This window comes from Klebsiella sp. K-Nf6 (assembly GCF_002806655.1).
GTDB classification, from domain to species: Bacteria; Pseudomonadota; Gammaproteobacteria; order Enterobacterales; family Enterobacteriaceae; genus Klebsiella; species Klebsiella variicola.
In genome coordinates, this window is the sequence record NZ_PIBN01000001.1 from 477,456 (window position 1) to 493,973 (window position 16,518).

Consider the following 16,518-nt stretch of genomic DNA (forward strand, 5'->3'; position numbering starts at 1 on the left):
GGCTATCGCTTGACTAACAACCCACGCAGTAGTAACTCCAGCGCATCGATACCGCGTGTCAGACGCGCTCTGCTGTCCTCGCCGTCGGCAATCCAGAACGCCGCTTCGGCCAGGCTGCCGTAGATCAGCGACGCCAGCGCCTGCGGATCAGCTTCGTCCACTATGCCTTGCTGCATGAGCTTGTTGATCAGGCGCTGCATCGACTCAACACAATGGCGTTGCGATTCCGGTGAGGCACCACCCAGCACCGCCCTGGCATCGCGTAGCACGATGCGCTGGATTTCCGGCTCCAGCGCCATTTCCAGATAAGCCCGGCAGCGACTGCGAAAGCCTTCCCAGGCGTCCTCGGCAGCGTCAGAGATGGCCTGCAGGCGCTGATCCGTCTCGGCGTCGATCTGCTCCACCACGGCGGCCAGCAGTCCTTTCTTGTCGCCGAAGTGGTGATAGAGCGCACCACGGGTCAGCTTCGCTTGCGCGGTGAGGTCATCCATCGAGGTGTCGGCGTAGCCATGCTCGGTAAAGACCCGGCGGGCAGTCGCCAGCAGCGTGGCGCGGGTTTCTTCCATCTCGGCGCGGGTGCGACGAACCATGTTTTTTCTCCTTACATACGATACGCATCATTATTTACAAACAGTACGTATGAATATATGATCATATTCATACGCTTTGTATGTATTATCGCCGCGCCAGCTTACCAAGGCAAGCGAAGGCTTCTGGAGAACGAGATGACCAACCTCTATCGAGAATTATTCGCCGTGCCTGGCACCAAGAGCTTTGCTTTGGCCGGTTTGCTGGCACGTATTCCGCTGCCGATGACGGGTATCGGTATCATCACCATGCTGACGCAACTGCGCGGCAGCTATGCGCTGGCAGGGGCTGTCTCTGCCACCTTCGTGCTGACCTATGCGTTGTTGTCGCCGCAGAGTTCCCGGCTTGTGGATCGGCTTGGACAACACCGCGTGTTGCCCACCGCCACGGCCATCAGCGTCATCGGTTTTTTGATTCTGGTTGCCGGTTCCTGGTGGCAGGCGGCCAACTGGACGCTGTTCATCGGTGCCTTCCTGGCTGGTTTCATGCCCAGTATGTCGGCGATGGTACGCGCACGCTGGACGGCCCTGTACCGGGGTCAGCTCCGCTTGCAGACCGCCTATTCGCTGGAAACGGTGCTTGATGAAGTCACCTTCATCTCCGGGCCGCCATTGTCGGTGGGGCTGTCTGTTGCGGTGTTACCGCAGGCGGGCCTGCTGGCGGCAGCACTGTTGCTGATCCTCGGTGTGTTCACTCTGGTTGTGCAGCGGGGCACTGAACCACCCGTCGAAGCGCAAGACGCAGCCACGGATGGATCTGGATCAGTCATTCAGTTGGCAAACGTGCGACTGCTGGCGCTGCTAATGGTGGCAATGGGCGTGATCGTCGGTACGGTGGATATCGTGAGCGTGGCCTTCGCTGAACAAGTGGGCAAACCGGCGGCGGCCAGCCTGGTCTTGTCAGCTTATGCCCTGGGTTCCTGCATGGCCGGGTTGCTGTTCGGCGCACTCAAGCTGCATATGCCATTGCATCGACTGCTGTTGCTTGGTGGATTGGCAACGGCTGCCACCACGTTACCGCTACTGCTGGTCGGGAGCATTCCCGCGCTGGCCGCAGCGGTGCTGGTAGCAGGTCTGTCCTTCGCGCCCACCATGATCGTGGCGATGTCACTGGTCGAGCGTCTGGTGCCCGACCAGCAGTTGACCGAAGGCATGGCCTGGCTGCTGGCTGGGCTGAATGTCGGCGTGGCCATGGGCGCGGCGGCATCCGGCCAGGTTATCGATGACGGCGGCGTACGGGTTGGATTCACCGTCGCCCTCTGCGCCGGTGCGGTGGTGTTGCTCGTGTCGCTATGGGGGCATCAGCGCCTGCGCGCGCATGTCTCGCCTGTATCGGATGCCGAATGATGGCGGCGCACCCTGTTTTTCAATTGCAAGGATTTGAACCATGAGCACAGCTTCATCGGCGGCAGAAGTTTCTGCGCGCAGCCCCTGGGTCGCCGTGGCCGCTGTTGGCCTGGCCACCTTCTCTGTCGTCACGACGGAAATGCTTCCGGTTGGGCTGCTTACGCCCATCGCCGAGACACTGGGCATTTCCACTGGAACAGCCGGACTGACAATTTCGCTTCCCGCGTTGCTGGCGGCATTCTTCGCGCCCCTGGTAGTGCTCGCATCGGGTGGCATTGATCGACGCAGGATTTTGTGTGGGTTGCTGTGGCTGTTGGTGATCGCCAACATGGCATCGGCACTCGCGCCAAGCCTGGGTTGGATGCTGGCCGCCCGCGTTCTGGTCGGCTTTTGCATGGGGGGTATATGGGCCATCGCCGGTGGTTTGGCTGCCCGGCTTGTTCCGGGCCATTCCATCGGTTTGGCAACCTCCATCATCTTTGGCGGAGTGGCGGCCGCATCCGTACTCGGCGTGCCAATCGGGGCGCTGATCGGGGACTTTGCTGGATGGCGCTGGGCTTTCGGCAGCATGGCAGCGTTCAGCGCTCTGGTGTTGGCACTTCACCTTGCCGTCATTCCTGCGCTGCCCGTTACCAGCACGGCCACCTTGCGTCAGTTCGGGACCCAGCTTGGCAATCGAAAACTACAAGTCGGGCTGCTTCTGACGCTGCTGCTGGTGGCGGGGCACTTCATGGCATTCACCTTCGTGCGCCCGCTATTGCTGTCCGTGTCGGGATTCGATGCGCAATGGATCGGCGCGCTGCTATTCGCCTATGGCGTCGCTGGCATTGTCGGCAACTTTCTGGCCGGCATCGTCGCGGCGCGGCGCACCGCCCTGACCTTGACGGCGATTGCGCTGGGGTTACTGCTGACCCCAGTACTGTTCCTGACTGTCGCCAGTTCGCACATGGGTGGTGGCGCGGTACTGTTGGTTTGGGGGCTGGCCTACGGCGGAGTGTCAGTTGGCCTGATGACCTGGATGATGAAAGCTGCGCCGCACGCCGTGGAGATTGCTACCGCGTTATATGTGGGCGTCTTCAATATCGGGATTGCATTGGGATCATGGGCAGGAGGCCAGAGCGTGGATGGATTTGGACTGGCAGGCAATCTCTGGTTGGCAGGCGGATTGGCCGCTGTAGCATTGCTACTGACTGTCGGTGTTGGCCTGAATGAACGGAAAGCGAGAGCCGGAGACTGGAAGCCAGGCTCAGAAGCGGATTAAGCGAAGTTCATCATGGAGCTTCGCCATCTAGGCTGTTTCCTCGCCGTCGCTGAAGAAATGGCGCCGAAGGCTTGGCGTAGCCGGTTATCGGGTTATAAATTCTGCCTGTCCCACTGCCCTGATTAGCCTTAACTCGCGTTCCGCGCTGAAGACCCTTTTAACCTCGTTTGATCGGGTTCTACCGCGCTTGCGACGTTAAGGAGGTGTTCTCCACGGCCTTAGCGGCAGCTTGCTGCTGACGCTAAGGAGGATGTTCTTCAGTCATTCCAACGGCACCAGGGGGACGTAACGCGCTAGTGGCTAAGCGTAGTGCCGGCAGGGAAACTCCCGGATGGCGGTGCGTGGCGCCTTATCCGGGCTACACTCTGGTGCCGTATTTTTGCCGGGTGGCGGCTGCGCTTGACCCGGCCTGGGGTTAATTTATTCACCATTGTCGCTGAAACTGCCGGTGCTGGCGGCCTCAACATCGCTGAGACGTTCCCGGAAGGCCGGGGCAGCCCGCATGGATGCGGGCTGAGGGCCGTATTTTGCACGGACGCTGCCTCGGCCCGACCCGAAGCCTGCAGGGATAAGTCGAAGGGTCCACGCAGTGGCGATTTTGCTGGCCGGAGCCCGGGGGTACAGGGGGCGGCGGCGACTGGCCGCCCCCTGTGCGCTCCCTGCGCCATGCCAGGCATAACGCAGAAGATTAACCGGGAGCGCAAACTACGCTGAAGCCACAGATAACATAAAAGACTTGCCAGCAATGCTTTCCCTCACCCCGGCCCTCTCGCGGAGGGAGAGGGAACCGTCCGGCAGTCGTTGCCGCTGCCATACCGCTCCCCGCACCACAGAAAACCGGGTTCAGCAACACGAAGCGGGAGCACAAAGTACGCTGAAGTCACGCGTGTTAAACGCTTTCCCCAGGCTGAGAACTTGTAAAACCGATAATAGTCTCCACCGCCGCCGGCAAGATATCAGGCTCCGAGCCCAACATGTTGCCGGGTGGCGCTTCGCTTACCCGGCCTACAAAGGCTGCCCGCGATTTGGCGCTCTATTCGCGCCCTTCGTCGGCCCACGCCTGCGCTGCGCCGCCGGGCTGTTACTGCGCCTGCTGCTGCGCTTGCGCCAGCTGGCGGACGATCGCCTCGCGCCGCGCATCCCCTTCCGGCAGCCGGGCCAGCAACGCCTGCAGGGCTGCCACGGCTTCGGGGTAATCTTCATTACGCACCGCGCTCAGGGCCAGCATCTCCAGCACCGGCAGGCTGGTCGGCTGCCGCTGATGCAGGTCACGCAGCAGCAGCTCGCCCATCCGAACCTGACCGCTATCCCCCGCCCGCACCAGCGCGCTGGCGTAATCGAAAGCCGCCGCCGGGTCATCCGCCGCCAGATAATGCGCCCGGCCAAAGGCGCCGATCGCCGTCTCGCCATCGTTCAACAACAGGCCCAGCCGCCCAAGCAGCTGCCATCCGGGGAGATCGTTCGGGGTATCCTGCAGATGGCTACGCAGCCCGAGCCGCAGCTCCGCCAGCTCATCCATACGCAGCGGCGCCGCCGTCGGGTCCTTAACCTGCTGCAACAGCGCAGGATAATGCCGTTCAGCCTGCTGCCAGAGCAGCACCTGGCCAATATCGCTGGTTTTCAGATACAGGCCCAGACTCAGAACCACCAGCAGCAGCGCGCCCGGAAGCAGCGCCCAGCGGCTTAGCGGCCGTTCGCCAGGCTGTGCCTGGGGCGGAATATCCGTCAGCAGCGTGCGCTGCAGCTCGACGACCAGCGCCGGGTTGTCCTCGCCACGCTCCTGCGCCAGCTCCTGCAGGCGCGACTGGTACAGGGCGCGGTTGAGGGTATCGCGGTCCACCGCCCCTTTGCCCGGCCAAGGGTAATAAAGCAGCCCCAGCGCGCCAGCCAGAAACAGCGCGACGATAACCACCAACAGGCTCATCGTTCTTTTCCTTCTTTCAATAATGCCGCCAGCCGCTGGCGCTCTTCGGCGCTGAGCGCCGCGTCAGGGATGTCGCGACGACGCGCGCGGGCGATAATCACCCCCGCGCCCGCCAGCACGAACAGCCCAGGCCCCAGCCACAGCAGCACCGTGCCCGCGGTCAGCGGCGGCTCGTAGCTGACAAAATTGCCGTAGCGGGCCACCATATAGTCAACGATCTGCCCTTTCGTTTTCCCCTGCTGCATCAGCTCGTACACCTTCTGCCGCATATCAGCGGCAATCATCGCGTTTGAGTCGGCGATGCTGTTGTTCTGGCATTTCGGGCAGCGCAGCTGGGAAGTGATCTCGCGGAAGGCCTGCTCCTGGGCCTCATCCTTAAACTGCCAGGTGTCGATGGCGGCCCACGCCTGGCCGGTCAGCATCAGCGCCAGCAGGATGACCATTACACGTCTCATCAGCCCGCCCTCCGGTTGTATTGATCCCACAGCGGCTGGAGCTCCTCGCGCCACACCCGTTCGTTCAGGTCGCCGGCGTGCCGCCAGCGGATGATGCCCTGACCGTCGATGAGAAACGTCTCCGGCGCCCCATAAACGCCCAGGTCCAGGCTAAGCATGCCGTTGCCGTCGTACAGGCTCAGCATGTACGGGTTCCCCAGGCGCTGCAGCCAGCTCATCGCCTTCTGCCGATCGTCTTTGTAGTTCATCCCCACCACCCGCACGCCCTGCTGCGCCAGGCCGTTGAGAAACTGATGCTCGGCGCGACAGGTTGGACACCAGGTGGCCCAGACGTTGAGCAGCAGCGGCTTGCCGTCAATCAGCGTGCGGCGGTCCAGCGTCTGACCGGGGGTATTCAGCGCTTCAAGGCGAAATTCCGGCAGCGGTTTGCCAATCAGCGCCGACTCGAGGGTCGTCGGGTCATCGCCATCGGCGTTGCGCATCAGTTGCCAGAACAACGCAGCGGCCAGCGCCAGAAACAGCACCAGCGGGATAAACAGTAGCTTCCGGTTCATGAGGCCTCCTGCAGCTTCTTACGCATCCGATAGCGCGGGTCGAGCATGCAGCACAGACCGCCGAGGGCCATCAGCACCCCGCCATACCAGATCCAGCGAACGAACGGTTTGTAGTACAGACGCACCGCCCAGCTGCCGTCGCTCAGTTCTTCCCCCAGCGCGGCGTACAGATCGCGGGTCAGCCCGCCGCTGATCGCCGCCTCGGTCATCATCATCCGGCTGGCGGTGTAAAAGCGCTTCTCGGCATACAGCGTCGCTTCCGGGCGGCCGTTGCGGGTCACGGCAATAATGCCTTCGCCGCCGGTCCAGTTGGGGCCGACGATATCGCGCACGCCGTTAAACACAAAGTGATAGTGGCGGATATCGATGCTGTCGCCGGGGCGCATCCGTACATCGCGCTCCACGCTGTAGTTCTGGCTAAAGGTGATGCCGATAACGGTCACCGCCACGCCAACGTGACCGAGCACCATCCCCCACTGGCTGCGGGTCAGAGTGCGCAGGCCGCGCCAGAAGCCGTGGCGATGGGTGGCCCGTTCGTGAACCTCCATCAGGGCGAAGACCAACACCCACAGGGCCATCATCAGGCCTATAACCGCCATGGCGGTGATACGGTCCTGCAGCAGCCACGGCAGCGCCAGAGAAAGTGACAACGTCACCAACAGGGCGATAATCAGGCGCTTAATCTGCCTGGCGACGTCATCGCGCCGCCAGCGGATCAGCGGTCCCAGCCCCAGCAGCAGCGCAAACGGCGCCATCAGGGCGGTGAACATGGTATTGAAGAACGGCTCGCCGATGGAGATGCTGCCGAGGCCCAGCTCTTTATGCACCAGCGGCAGCAGCGTCCCGAGGAGCACCACCAGCATCGCGGCCATCAGCAAGATATTGTTGCCAAGCAGGAACGACTCGCGCGACCACAGCGTATGTTCCACCCGCGCGCGCACCCGGCCGCCCTTCAGGGCGTACAGCAGCAGCGATCCGCCGATGGCGACAATCAGCAGTACCAGAATAAACAGCCCGCGCGACGGATCCGAGGCGAAGGCATGCACCGAAACCAGCACCCCGGAGCGCACCAGAAAGGTGCCCAGCAGGCACAGGGAGAAGGCGGCGATGGCCAGCAGCACCGTCCAGGCGCGGAAGCTGCCGCGCTTCTCGGTCACCGCCAGGGAGTGCAGCAGCGCGGTCCCCACCAGCCACGGCATAAACGAGGCGTTTTCCACCGGGTCCCAGAACCACCAGCCGCCCCAGCCCAGTTCGTAGTAGGCCCACGCCGAGCCCAGCACGATGCCGAGGGTGAGGAACATCCATGCCGCCTGGGTCCAGGGACGCGACCAGCGCGCCCAGGCAGTATCCAGCCGCCCCGCCAGCAGCGAGGCGATGGCGAAGGCGAAAGCCACCGAGAAGCCGACGTAACCCATATAGAGGATCGGCGGATGGAAAATCATGCCGATATCCTGCAACAGCGGATTGAGGTCGCGGCCATCAATGGGGTACTGCGGCAGGCCGCGGCTGAACGGGTTGGAGGTAAAGAGGATAAACAGCAGGAACCCAAAGGCGATCATCCCCATCACCGCCAGCACCCGGGCGACGGCGTCGAGCGGCATTCGGCGGCTGAAGATGGCGACGGCGAAGGTCCAGACGCTGAGCAGCAGGACCCACAGCAGCAGCGAGCCCTCGTGCGCCCCCCAGGTCGCCGCCACCCGATACCACACCGGCAGCGCGCTGTTGGAGTTTTCCGCCACGTAGCGGACGGTAAAGTCATTGACCACGAAGGCGTGCACCAGCAGCAGGAAGGCGCCGCCGATACAGGCGAACAGCCCACAGGCCAGCGGCCGGGCCAGAGCCATCAGCCGCCGGTCCTGCCGCGCCGCGCCCCACAGGGGATAGACGCTCAGGAGCAGCGCCAGCCCCGCCGTCAGACACAATAAAAAGTTGCCCAGCTCCGGCATCATGGCTGCGCCCCCGTTTTCTCCGGCGTCATGGCGTTTTTCACCTCCGGCGGCGTGTAATTTTCATCATGTTTGGCCAGCACCTGCTGGGCGGTAATATGCCGCTCGCCGTCCAGTACGCCCTGGGCCACCACACCCTGCCCTTCACGAAACAGGTCCGGCAGAATGCCCTTATAGCTGACGTCCACCACCCCGCGGGCGTCATACAGCTTAAAGCGCACGTCGAGGGTTTGCGGGTCGCGCTGCAGGGAGCCCGGCTGAACGTAGCCTCCCACCCGCAGCCGCTGCCCGGTATGGGGCAGCGCCCGGGTTTCCGTTTTGCCGTAGATAATTTCCCCCGGGGTGTAGAACAGATCGATATTGCTGCTCAGGGCGTACAGCGTCAGGCTGACGGTCAGCCCGAGGCCGGCGAGCACCGCCAGCACGATATACAGCCGGGTTTTACGACGCGCTTGCATCCGCGGCCTCCTTGTCATGTTCGCGGGCGGCAGCGATCCGCCGCTCGCGCGCCTGCTGGCGTCGTACCTCATGGAACAGCGCCCGCCGCGCCCACAGAGTGTGCACCGTCAGCAAGCCAAAGGCGGCGACCGCCACGGCCACCGCCAGCCAGACGTACACGGCATAGCCGCCCATATTCAGGAAGGCGGCGAAAGACGAAAAGGCGGGGCTCATCGGGCAGCTCCTTTATTCACCAGCGCCACCACCCACGGTCGACGGCGCTCCAGTTGCAGGATCAGGTTGCGCAGGCGCATCAGGGTCAGCGTGACCGACAGCGCGAGGAAAGCAAAGATACAGATCCGCAGCGGCAGACGCATGCTTGGGTCAATGGTTTGCTGCAGGTTGGTCGAGCCCTGGTGCAGGGTGTTCCACCAGTAGACCGAGTAATGAATGATGGGCAGATTGACCACCCCGACCAGGACGAGGATCCCCGCCGCGCGCCCGGCCAGTCGCCGGTCGTCAAAGGCGTGCCACAGGGCGATGACCCCGGCGTAAAGAAACAGCAGCACCAGCTCTGAGGTCAGCCGGGCGTCCCAGATCCACCAGGTCCCCCACATCGGCTTGCCCCATGCCGCGCCGCTGACCAGCGCCACCAGGGTGCAGACCGCCCCCACCGGCGCCAGGGCGGCGATCGCCAGGTCGGCCATTTTGATCTGCCAGACCACCCCGACGAAGGCCGCGACGGCCATCGCCAGGTACAGCCCCATCGACCACATCGCCGCCGGGACGTGAAGGTACATGATCCGGTAGCTTTCCCCCTGCTGATAGTCCGCGGGGGCGAAGCCAAAACCCCACCCCAGCCCAATGACCAACAACAGCGCGCTCAACGCCGCCAGCCAGGGGATCCAGCACCCGCACAGGCGGTACAGCCGCTCGGGGATCGCCAGTTGATGTAACGCTTTCCACATAGACGCTTACTCACACGGTTATGATGGCCGCGCCCGCAGGCGCAGCGAATTATTGCACGGTCAGCCGCAGCGCGGCGGCGGTGGCGAACGGACACAGGGTGGCGCTGGCGGTTAAAAACGCCGCCAGCATCGCCAGATAGCCGCTGACCGGTAGCCCGGCGGCGGCGGCCTGGCAGGCCGCGGTGGCGAAAATCAGCAGCGGCACCGCCAGCGGCAGCACCAGCAGGCTCAGCAGGACGCCGCCGCGCTTCAGGCCGACCGTCAGGCCAACCCCCACCGCGCCGAGAAAACTGAGCGTCGGGGTGCCGAGCAGCAAGGTCAGCGCCAGCACGCCGACATCGTGCAGACTCATCCCCAGCAGCAGCGCCGCCAGCGGAGAGACGATCAGCAGCGGCAGGCCGCTCATCATCCAGTGGGCGACCACCTTCACCAGCACCACCGCCGCCAGCGGCGTCGGCAGGAGCAACAGCTGCTCCAGAGAACCGTCCTGCCAGTCGTCGCGAAACAACCGATCCATCACCAGCAGCGCCGCCAGCAGCGCGGCGACCCACACCACGCCCGGCGCAATCTGCGCCAGCAGCTGCGGCGCGGCGCCGACGCCGAACGGAAACAGGGTGATGACGATCAGAAAGAACCAGAGCGGATTGAGGATCTCCGCCCCGCTGCGCCACGCCAGGCGCAGTTCCCGGGCCAACAGCGCCCGCATCATTGCCCGCCTCCCGCGTCGCCGCCGAGGCGCAAGGTGCGCAACGGGCAGCCCAGCGGCCGCAGCGGCTGATGGGTGGTGAGGATCGCGCTTCCCCCCTGCCGGGCGTGCTGCTCCAGGCGGCGGGTCAGGGTTTCCATCGCCGTGGCGTCGAGCGCGGTGAACGGCTCATCGAGGATCCACAGCGGCGCGTCGGTTAACCACAGGCGGGTCAGCGCCACCCGGCGCTGCTGACCGGCGGAGAGCTGGCTTAAGGGGAGATCTTCATAGCCCGCCAGGCCGACGGCGGCGAGGGCGCTTTCCCGCTGCTGAAGGCGGCTGGCCGGAAAGAAGAAACGCAGATTTTCATCGGCGGTCAGCGCCGCGTTGACGCCGGGTTTATGGCCCAGCCACAGCAGCTGACGGTGAAATGACTCCCGGACCTTCGCCAGCGGCTGGCCCTGCCAGCTCACCACCCCGCTTTCCGGGCGCGCCAGGCCGCAGAGGATCCGCAGCAGCGAGGTTTTCCCCGCGCCGTTATCACCGGCAACCTGCAGCAGCTCGCCGGCAGCGAGGGACAGCGTCAGCGCCGCAAACAGCGGTCGATCGTCAACGATGCAGGTCAGTCGCTCTGCATGCAGCATGAAGGCAAACTCCTTGATTCAGACAGTATTTTACGTCTTCGCTAAGTATGGGTTGCGCCGCGCGGGCGACGCAACCCTGACGGTTACTGTCCGGCCCCCGGCAGCTTCGAGATATCGGCGTTGCCTAACGCCTTCTCATCGTGCGCCGCGGTCTCCTTACGCACCTTCGCCACATCGCTGGCGCTGACCGCCGGCGCATTGTTGCCCCAGCTGGTGCGGATGAAATTGACCACATCCGCCACCTGCTGGTCGTCCAGACGCCAGCCGAACGACGGCATGGTCAGGTTGGAGACCGCCTCTTTCACCGCCGGCGTGGTGCTTCCGGTCAGAACGATGTGTATCAGCGAGGTGGCATCTTCCGTCTGCACCACCGGGTTGCCCTTCAGCGACGGGAAGGCGCGTTGGTAGCCCACGCCGTCGGTGCGGTGGCAGGCGGCGCAGTTATCAACGTACAGCGCGGCGCCGGTTTTGCTGTCATTACCCTTCCACAGATCTTTCGCCACGCTGTCTTCCACCGGGGCTGGGGTCTGTTTGCCGCCACGCGGCGGGAGCGACTTCAGATAGCGGGCGATGGCGGTAATGTCGTCATCAGAGAGATACTGCAGACTGTGCTCCACCACATCCCTCATGCCGCCGAAGACCACCGATTTATCGTTGCGTCCGGTTTTCAGGAACTCGGCCAGTTCGGCTTCGCTCCAGGTTCCCAGACCGTCGCGGTTTTCACCGCGCAGGCTGGAGGCGACCCAGCCGTCAATCGGCGCATTGCTGCCCGCCAGGTAATCATCGCCTTCGCTTTCGCTGAGCGCTTTTTCCTGCATCGTCAGACTGCGCGGGGTATGGCAGGCGCCGCAGTGGCCCAGGCCTTCCACCAGATAGCGGCCGCGCTCCAGCACCGGGTCAACCTGCGGGTTGGCGACAAAGTCGCTCGGCGTCGGGGCGAAGATGCCGCGCCAGAACGCCAGCGGCCAGCGCATCGACAGCGGCCACGGGATGTCGGTGTCCTTGTTGGCAGCATTCACCGGTTCCACGCCATGCATAAAGTAGGCGTACATGGCGCGCATGTCCGCTTCACTGATCCGCGCGAACGAAGGATACGGCATCGCCGGATAGAGCGTGGAACCGTCTTTCCGCACGCCCTTGCGCACCGCGTCGTCGAACTCTTCGAAGGTGTACCCGCCGATGCCGTGTTCTTTATCCGGCGTGATATTGGTGGAGTAGATGGTGCCGATCGGCGTCTCCATCGGCAGACCGCCGGCGAAAGGTTTGCCCGCTTTGCCGTTGGTGTGGCAGGCGACACAGTCCCCCGCCCGCGCCAGATACTCCCCCTGCTTAATCAGATTGCTGTCCGCAGGCGCCTCTTCGGCAAAAGCCGCGCAGCTCAATGCCCCAAGCACCAGGGCCGATAACCATTGCATTTTCATCATCTGCCTTCCTTTATGCCTGCACCAGGGGTCCCGGATTTTTCAGATACTGCTCGCGGATCGCCTTCGCTGACCAGTAGGCCAGCGCGGCCACCGTGCCGGTTGGGTTGTAGCCCAGCCCCTGCGGGAACGCGGAGGCGCCGATGACGAAGACGTTATGCACGTCCCAGCTTTGCAGATAACGGTTCACGGCGCTGGTTTTCGGATCTTCCCCCATCACCGCCCCACCGTTCATATGGGTGGTCTGGTAGCTGGTGGTATCAAAGTGGCTGTTGGCGTTTTTCGGGCTGCCGAGGATATATTTCGGCTTCATCGCTTTGGCGATCGGCGCCATCTTATCGAACATAAACTGCGCCATCTTGATATCGTTTTCCTGCCAGTCAAAGGTCATGCGCAGCAGCGGCTGGCCAAAGACGTTTTTGTAGTTTGGATCAAGATCGAGGTAGTTCTGGCGATAGGACTGGTGCGCGCCGTGGGCATCCATCGACAGGTGATGGGTGTAGGTATCGGCTACCGCCGCTTTCCATTTGCTGCCCCACGCCGGGGTGCCTGGCGGAACCGGAAAACCGGAGATGGGCTTGGTCCCGGCCTGGTTGACCCAGAATGGAGAACCACCGACAAAGCCGGCCGCGCCGTGGTCGAAGTTGTCGGCGTTGAAGTCGTCGACCCCGACGCCGTTGCCGCCCGCGCCGATAAACGGGTTGGTATAGGTGTCTTTGTCGAAAATGGCCTTGATGGTGGTCATGTTCTGGTAGGCGAAGTTACGCCCTACCACCCCTTCGCCGGTCTCCGGATTGTACGGTTTGCCGATCCCGGAGAGCAGCATCAGGTGCACGTTGTGGAACTGGAAGGCGCCGATAATCACCAGGTCCGCCGGTTGTTCCATTTCGCGCCCCTGGCCGTCGACGTAGGTCACGCCGGTGGCACGGGATTTGTCGTCGGTCAGGTTGACCTTCAGCACGTTGGCGTTGGTCCGCAGCTCAAAGCGTTTTTCCTGGCGCAGCGCCGGCAGGATGTTCACGTTCGGCGAGGCTTTGGAGTACATATAGCAGGCGTAGCCGCTGCAGAAACCGCAGAAGTTGCACGGGCCCATCTGCGCGCCGTAGGGGTTGGTATAGGAGTCGGAAGTGTTGGCCGACGGCAGGTTATAGGGGTGATACCCCACTTCCAGGGCCGCTTTTTCAAACAGCTGCGCCGACCAGGTGTTTTTCTGCGCCGGCAGCGGGAAGTCGTCCGAGCGGTCCGGGGCGAAGGCGTTGCCGCCGCGGCCTTTGCCGACGACCTTGCCTTTGATCGACCAGGCAGTCCCGGAAGTGCCGAACACTTTTTCCGCTTTATCGAAGAACGGCTCCAGTTCGTCGTAGGTGACGCCGAAATCCTGGATGATCATATCCTGGGGAATGAAGTTTTTGCCGTAGCGTTCTTCATAGTGGCTGCGCATCCGCAGTTCGATGGGATCGACGCGAAAATGCACGCCGGACCAGTGCAGCCCGGCACCGCCCACGCCGGTACCCGGCAGGAAGGCCGCCAGCTGCCGATACGGCACCGCCTGCTGGCTGGTGTTATGCCGGATGGTGACGGTGCTTTTCGACAGATCCTGGAACAGCTTGCGGCGGATGTTGTAGGTCAGCTCATCAATCACCTGCGGATAGGCGCCGTCCGGCCAGGTATCGCGCATCGGGCCGCGCTCCAGCGCGACGACGTTGAGCCCGGCTTCGGTCAGCTCTTTGGCCATGATCGCCCCAACCCAGCCGAAGCCGACGATCGCGACATCGGTTTTTTTCAATACGGTGGCCATGATTACGCCCTCTCCCCATTAATTGATACCGGTGGGAAGGGATAGCGTTCGCTTCGTTCAACCCAGTCCATAAAGTCGGCGCGCGCGCCGGGAAAATTAATCAGCGTCCAGCCGACCATGCCTTTATTGCCGCCATGGATCGGGTCGCTGAAGAAGCCTTCGCGGGTGTTTTGCAGCAGATAGGAGAAGAACAGCGAGGCCGGGAGCTGTTTGAACTCGGCTTTGCCGGATTCCCACAGGCCGAGCGCCTCGTCCTGCTGCTCGCTGCTCAGTTCAGCGAAGGTTTTGTGATACTTGTCCTGACACCAGACCTCAGCGTCGGCGATCCCGAGGTTATAGATCTGTTTGGGCACCAGCGGCAGCTGATAGCCCATCTCTTTCGGTACGTCGGGGTTGAAGGGACCCTGCATGTACCAGATGGAGCCGGTGGCGTAAGGGGTATTGAGCTGGCGGTCAATAAACTCCGGCACCCCGGCCTCTTTGGCGCCAGGACCGAGTTCATCCGCCGGGATTAAGCGAGCGACGGCGGCGTTGATAAACACCCACTCACGATCGTTGAAGAACTGCGGCTTCCAGTCGCTGGCCGCCACGGTGTTCCCGGAAGCGGGCTCAGACGCGGGGGCCGCCTGCGCGGTCGCGCTGGTGGCCACGCCAATGGCCCCTGCTCCCGCGCCGCCGATCACCACCGTCGGGATCAGCGCCATCGATTTCACCAGGAAATCACGCCTGGAATTGTTGGTTTTCTCGCTCGACATCATCACATTCCTGTCATTGAAAATTACTGTTTTTGTCGCTGACAAACCCAGTGAATGTCGTGCTGGAACCGATACCATTACGCTTCGCAACCACTTAACGTCTGGCCCGGCCCGGCAAGTCGGATAAAACATCGCCAGTGGCGATATCATTTATAGGGTTATCGTTTGGATAGTAGACGATTCTCAACGAAACGCGGGAAATCGGAGAGAAATTCACCGGAATGTCATCGTGAGAAGGGTGCTGCCATAAACCTTGAGGCGGCAAACCAGCGGCATTCACACCGCGCTGAGCTTACCCATGCGCCATAAAAGAGTGACTTGTATCACAAATGTTATTTTTTGTTTATGGTACATGGCAGATTAAACGTCTGTAAATACTCGTTTTAGGAATAATTAAACAATTTGAGCTGTTAAAAAAGTTACTAACCGTTGTTAATTATTTCCCATCTATTTCTTGGCTGAACTGTTCAGCTGGCCATATCCCGTCCACAGGAGAAGAGAAGATATGTTCGATCATGTGAAATTCGGCGCTAGCGACTATGCCGCCAGCAAAGCGTTCTTTTTACAGGCCCTGGCCCCGCTTGGCGTAACGCTGGTCGGCGAAGGCGAGCCGAGCTACGGCGCAGAGCTGGCCGGCAGCGGCGATGTCTCTCTATGCCTCTATCAAAGTGCGGAAAAACCGACGCCGCTGCATATCGCCTTTCGCGCCGACAGCCGCGAGCAGGTTGATGCCTTCTGGCAGGCGGCGCTGGCTGCCGGAGGAAAGGACAACGGCGCGCCGGGGTTACGGCCAAACTACCACGCCAGTTACTACGCCGCCTTTGTGATTGCGCCAGACGGGCACAATATTGAAGCCGTGTGCCATCTGGCGGGGTAAGCTGAGCGGAAAAAAATTCCCACGTCCGTGGGAAACGCTGAAGGTATGGATGTGTCGGATTCAGCTGACCGGCTCAATGAGGGCGGACAACAGTCCGTTGAAGTGGGTATGTGACTCAATGACATAATCCGAGGAGACTTTATCGCGGATTTCGAAACGGTCATCTGTGAAGCTGTAGACAATCACGGACATGCCCTCTTCACCAATCACTACTTTGTCATTGAGGTTCGGATCGACATAGATTTCGTTAATACGCGTCTCAAAGTTTCGAACAAAGATATTCGACCATGCAGGTTCACCGTTCTCTGCCTGCACCAGGCTGTACAATGTCATGCCATTGTACTCACCCCCATCCATAATATTGAACATATCCGCGTAGTCCGGCCGACTAATCAACAGTCGTTGAATATCCTCATAGACCCTTCTTTTCTTGTCCTCCCATTCAGCAGGCGCGACTTTGTGCATTAAATCTGCCATGACGTCTGGGTCTACAGGGTCGGCTACGGGATAATTACCTTCAACCATCAGAGACTTCAGGTTACCAATCGTGAAATAGCGCTTTAGCTGGGCGGGGAATAAAACTGGCATTGCGATTGTTTTTCCTTTCTCGTCGCAAAACTCGACCAGATAGCCAGTTGTTGGCGCATTAAAAACCATAACAATCGTACCAAGCGTTCCTTTTACCAGCCCTTCATTCGGTAAATCCTCACCTAAAACCACAACGTCTAATTCGGCTCTTTTCATTTTAATTTCCTTATCAAACGAAAACAGGCCCCACACGTGTGGGGAAGACCCGAACAGGGAACCGGAGAGTTTTTCTTTTTTAGACACACCCCCACACACGTGGGGAAGACAGTC

The 16,518-nt window shown here is 61.8% G+C and carries 17 protein-coding genes; 3 read left to right on the forward strand and 14 right to left on the reverse strand.

Annotation, left to right across the window (positions count from 1 at the left end; all coding sequences use genetic code 11):
- Positions 1-2: 2 nt before the first annotated feature.
- Positions 3-590, reverse strand: coding sequence for a TetR/AcrR family transcriptional regulator (locus tag CWM61_RS02375; RefSeq protein WP_100630628.1), 588 nt, complete (start codon positions 588-590; stop codon positions 3-5).
- Between the two features lie 135 nt (positions 591-725).
- Here CWM61_RS02375 and CWM61_RS02380 point away from each other — a divergent pair, with 135 nt between their 5' ends.
- The gene (locus CWM61_RS02380) at positions 726-1,934 is read left to right on the forward strand and encodes an MFS transporter (RefSeq protein WP_100630629.1); all 1,209 of its coding nucleotides are present in this window, start codon (positions 726-728) and stop codon (positions 1,932-1,934) included.
- 40 nt (positions 1,935-1,974) lie between these two features.
- Entirely contained in the window at positions 1,975-3,195 is a 1,221-nt protein-coding gene (locus CWM61_RS02385; RefSeq protein ID WP_100630630.1) for an MFS transporter, read from the forward strand.
- A gap of 1,081 nt (positions 3,196-4,276) precedes the next feature.
- On the opposite strand, the gene ccmI is transcribed toward CWM61_RS02385, so the two are convergent.
- The 12 genes from ccmI to CWM61_RS02455 form a co-directional block, all read right to left on the reverse strand.
- Complete coding sequence (gene ccmI, locus CWM61_RS29650; protein WP_100630631.1) at positions 4,277-5,119, reverse strand: c-type cytochrome biogenesis protein CcmI; 843 nt, start codon at positions 5,117-5,119, stop codon at positions 4,277-4,279.
- Positions 5,116-5,562: a cytochrome c-type biogenesis protein gene (locus CWM61_RS02405; RefSeq protein WP_162493314.1), complete on the reverse strand. Its 447-nt coding sequence runs from the start codon at positions 5,560-5,562 to the stop codon at positions 5,116-5,118. The genes ccmI and CWM61_RS02405 overlap by 4 nt, the downstream gene beginning before the upstream one ends.
- An 11-nt stretch (positions 5,563-5,573) precedes the next feature.
- Positions 5,574-6,128, reverse strand: a complete 555-nt coding sequence (locus CWM61_RS02410; protein WP_100630632.1) for a DsbE family thiol:disulfide interchange protein — start codon at positions 6,126-6,128, stop codon at positions 5,574-5,576.
- On the reverse strand, positions 6,125-8,077 hold the full coding sequence (locus tag CWM61_RS02415; protein ID WP_074385603.1) for a heme lyase CcmF/NrfE family subunit: 1,953 nt from the start codon (positions 8,075-8,077) through the stop codon (positions 6,125-6,127). The genes CWM61_RS02410 and CWM61_RS02415 overlap by 4 nt, the downstream gene beginning before the upstream one ends.
- On the reverse strand, positions 8,074-8,532 hold the full coding sequence (gene ccmE, locus CWM61_RS02420; protein WP_004143391.1) for a cytochrome c maturation protein CcmE: 459 nt from the start codon (positions 8,530-8,532) through the stop codon (positions 8,074-8,076). Before ccmE ends, CWM61_RS02415 begins: the two co-directional genes overlap by 4 nt.
- Positions 8,516-8,746, reverse strand: coding sequence for a heme exporter protein CcmD (gene ccmD, locus CWM61_RS02425; RefSeq protein ID WP_002908220.1), 231 nt, complete (start codon positions 8,744-8,746; stop codon positions 8,516-8,518). The genes ccmE and ccmD overlap by 17 nt, the downstream gene beginning before the upstream one ends.
- Positions 8,743-9,480, reverse strand: coding sequence for a heme ABC transporter permease (locus CWM61_RS02430; protein ID WP_100630633.1), 738 nt, complete (start codon positions 9,478-9,480; stop codon positions 8,743-8,745). Before CWM61_RS02430 ends, ccmD begins: the two co-directional genes overlap by 4 nt.
- A 49-nt stretch (positions 9,481-9,529) precedes the next feature.
- Positions 9,530-10,189, reverse strand: a complete 660-nt coding sequence (gene ccmB, locus CWM61_RS02435; RefSeq protein WP_100630634.1) for a heme exporter protein CcmB — start codon at positions 10,187-10,189, stop codon at positions 9,530-9,532.
- Positions 10,186-10,809: a cytochrome c biogenesis heme-transporting ATPase CcmA gene (gene ccmA / locus CWM61_RS02440; RefSeq protein WP_061154295.1), complete on the reverse strand. Its 624-nt coding sequence runs from the start codon at positions 10,807-10,809 to the stop codon at positions 10,186-10,188. Before ccmA ends, ccmB begins: the two co-directional genes overlap by 4 nt.
- Before the next feature lie 83 nt (positions 10,810-10,892).
- A complete protein-coding gene (locus CWM61_RS02445) occupies positions 10,893-12,233 on the reverse strand; it encodes a c-type cytochrome (protein WP_165785230.1) in 1,341 nt (446 codons plus the stop codon).
- A gap of 10 nt (positions 12,234-12,243) precedes the next feature.
- Positions 12,244-14,028, reverse strand: a complete 1,785-nt coding sequence (locus CWM61_RS02450) for a GMC family oxidoreductase (protein WP_061154294.1) — start codon at positions 14,026-14,028, stop codon at positions 12,244-12,246.
- A gap of 2 nt (positions 14,029-14,030) precedes the next feature.
- Positions 14,031-14,786: a gluconate 2-dehydrogenase subunit 3 family protein gene (locus tag CWM61_RS02455; protein WP_165785231.1), complete on the reverse strand. Its 756-nt coding sequence runs from the start codon at positions 14,784-14,786 to the stop codon at positions 14,031-14,033.
- A 502-nt stretch (positions 14,787-15,288) separates the two neighbouring features.
- Between CWM61_RS02455 and CWM61_RS02460 the strand changes: the two genes are divergently transcribed.
- On the forward strand, positions 15,289-15,660 hold the full coding sequence (locus CWM61_RS02460; protein WP_100630636.1) for a VOC family protein: 372 nt from the start codon (positions 15,289-15,291) through the stop codon (positions 15,658-15,660).
- 60 nt (positions 15,661-15,720) lie between these two features.
- Here the strand turns inward: CWM61_RS02460 and CWM61_RS02465 are convergent, their stop codons facing one another.
- Positions 15,721-16,404, reverse strand: a complete 684-nt coding sequence (locus CWM61_RS02465; RefSeq protein ID WP_100630637.1) for a YrhA family protein — start codon at positions 16,402-16,404, stop codon at positions 15,721-15,723.
- Between the last annotated feature and the right edge of the window lie 114 nt (positions 16,405-16,518).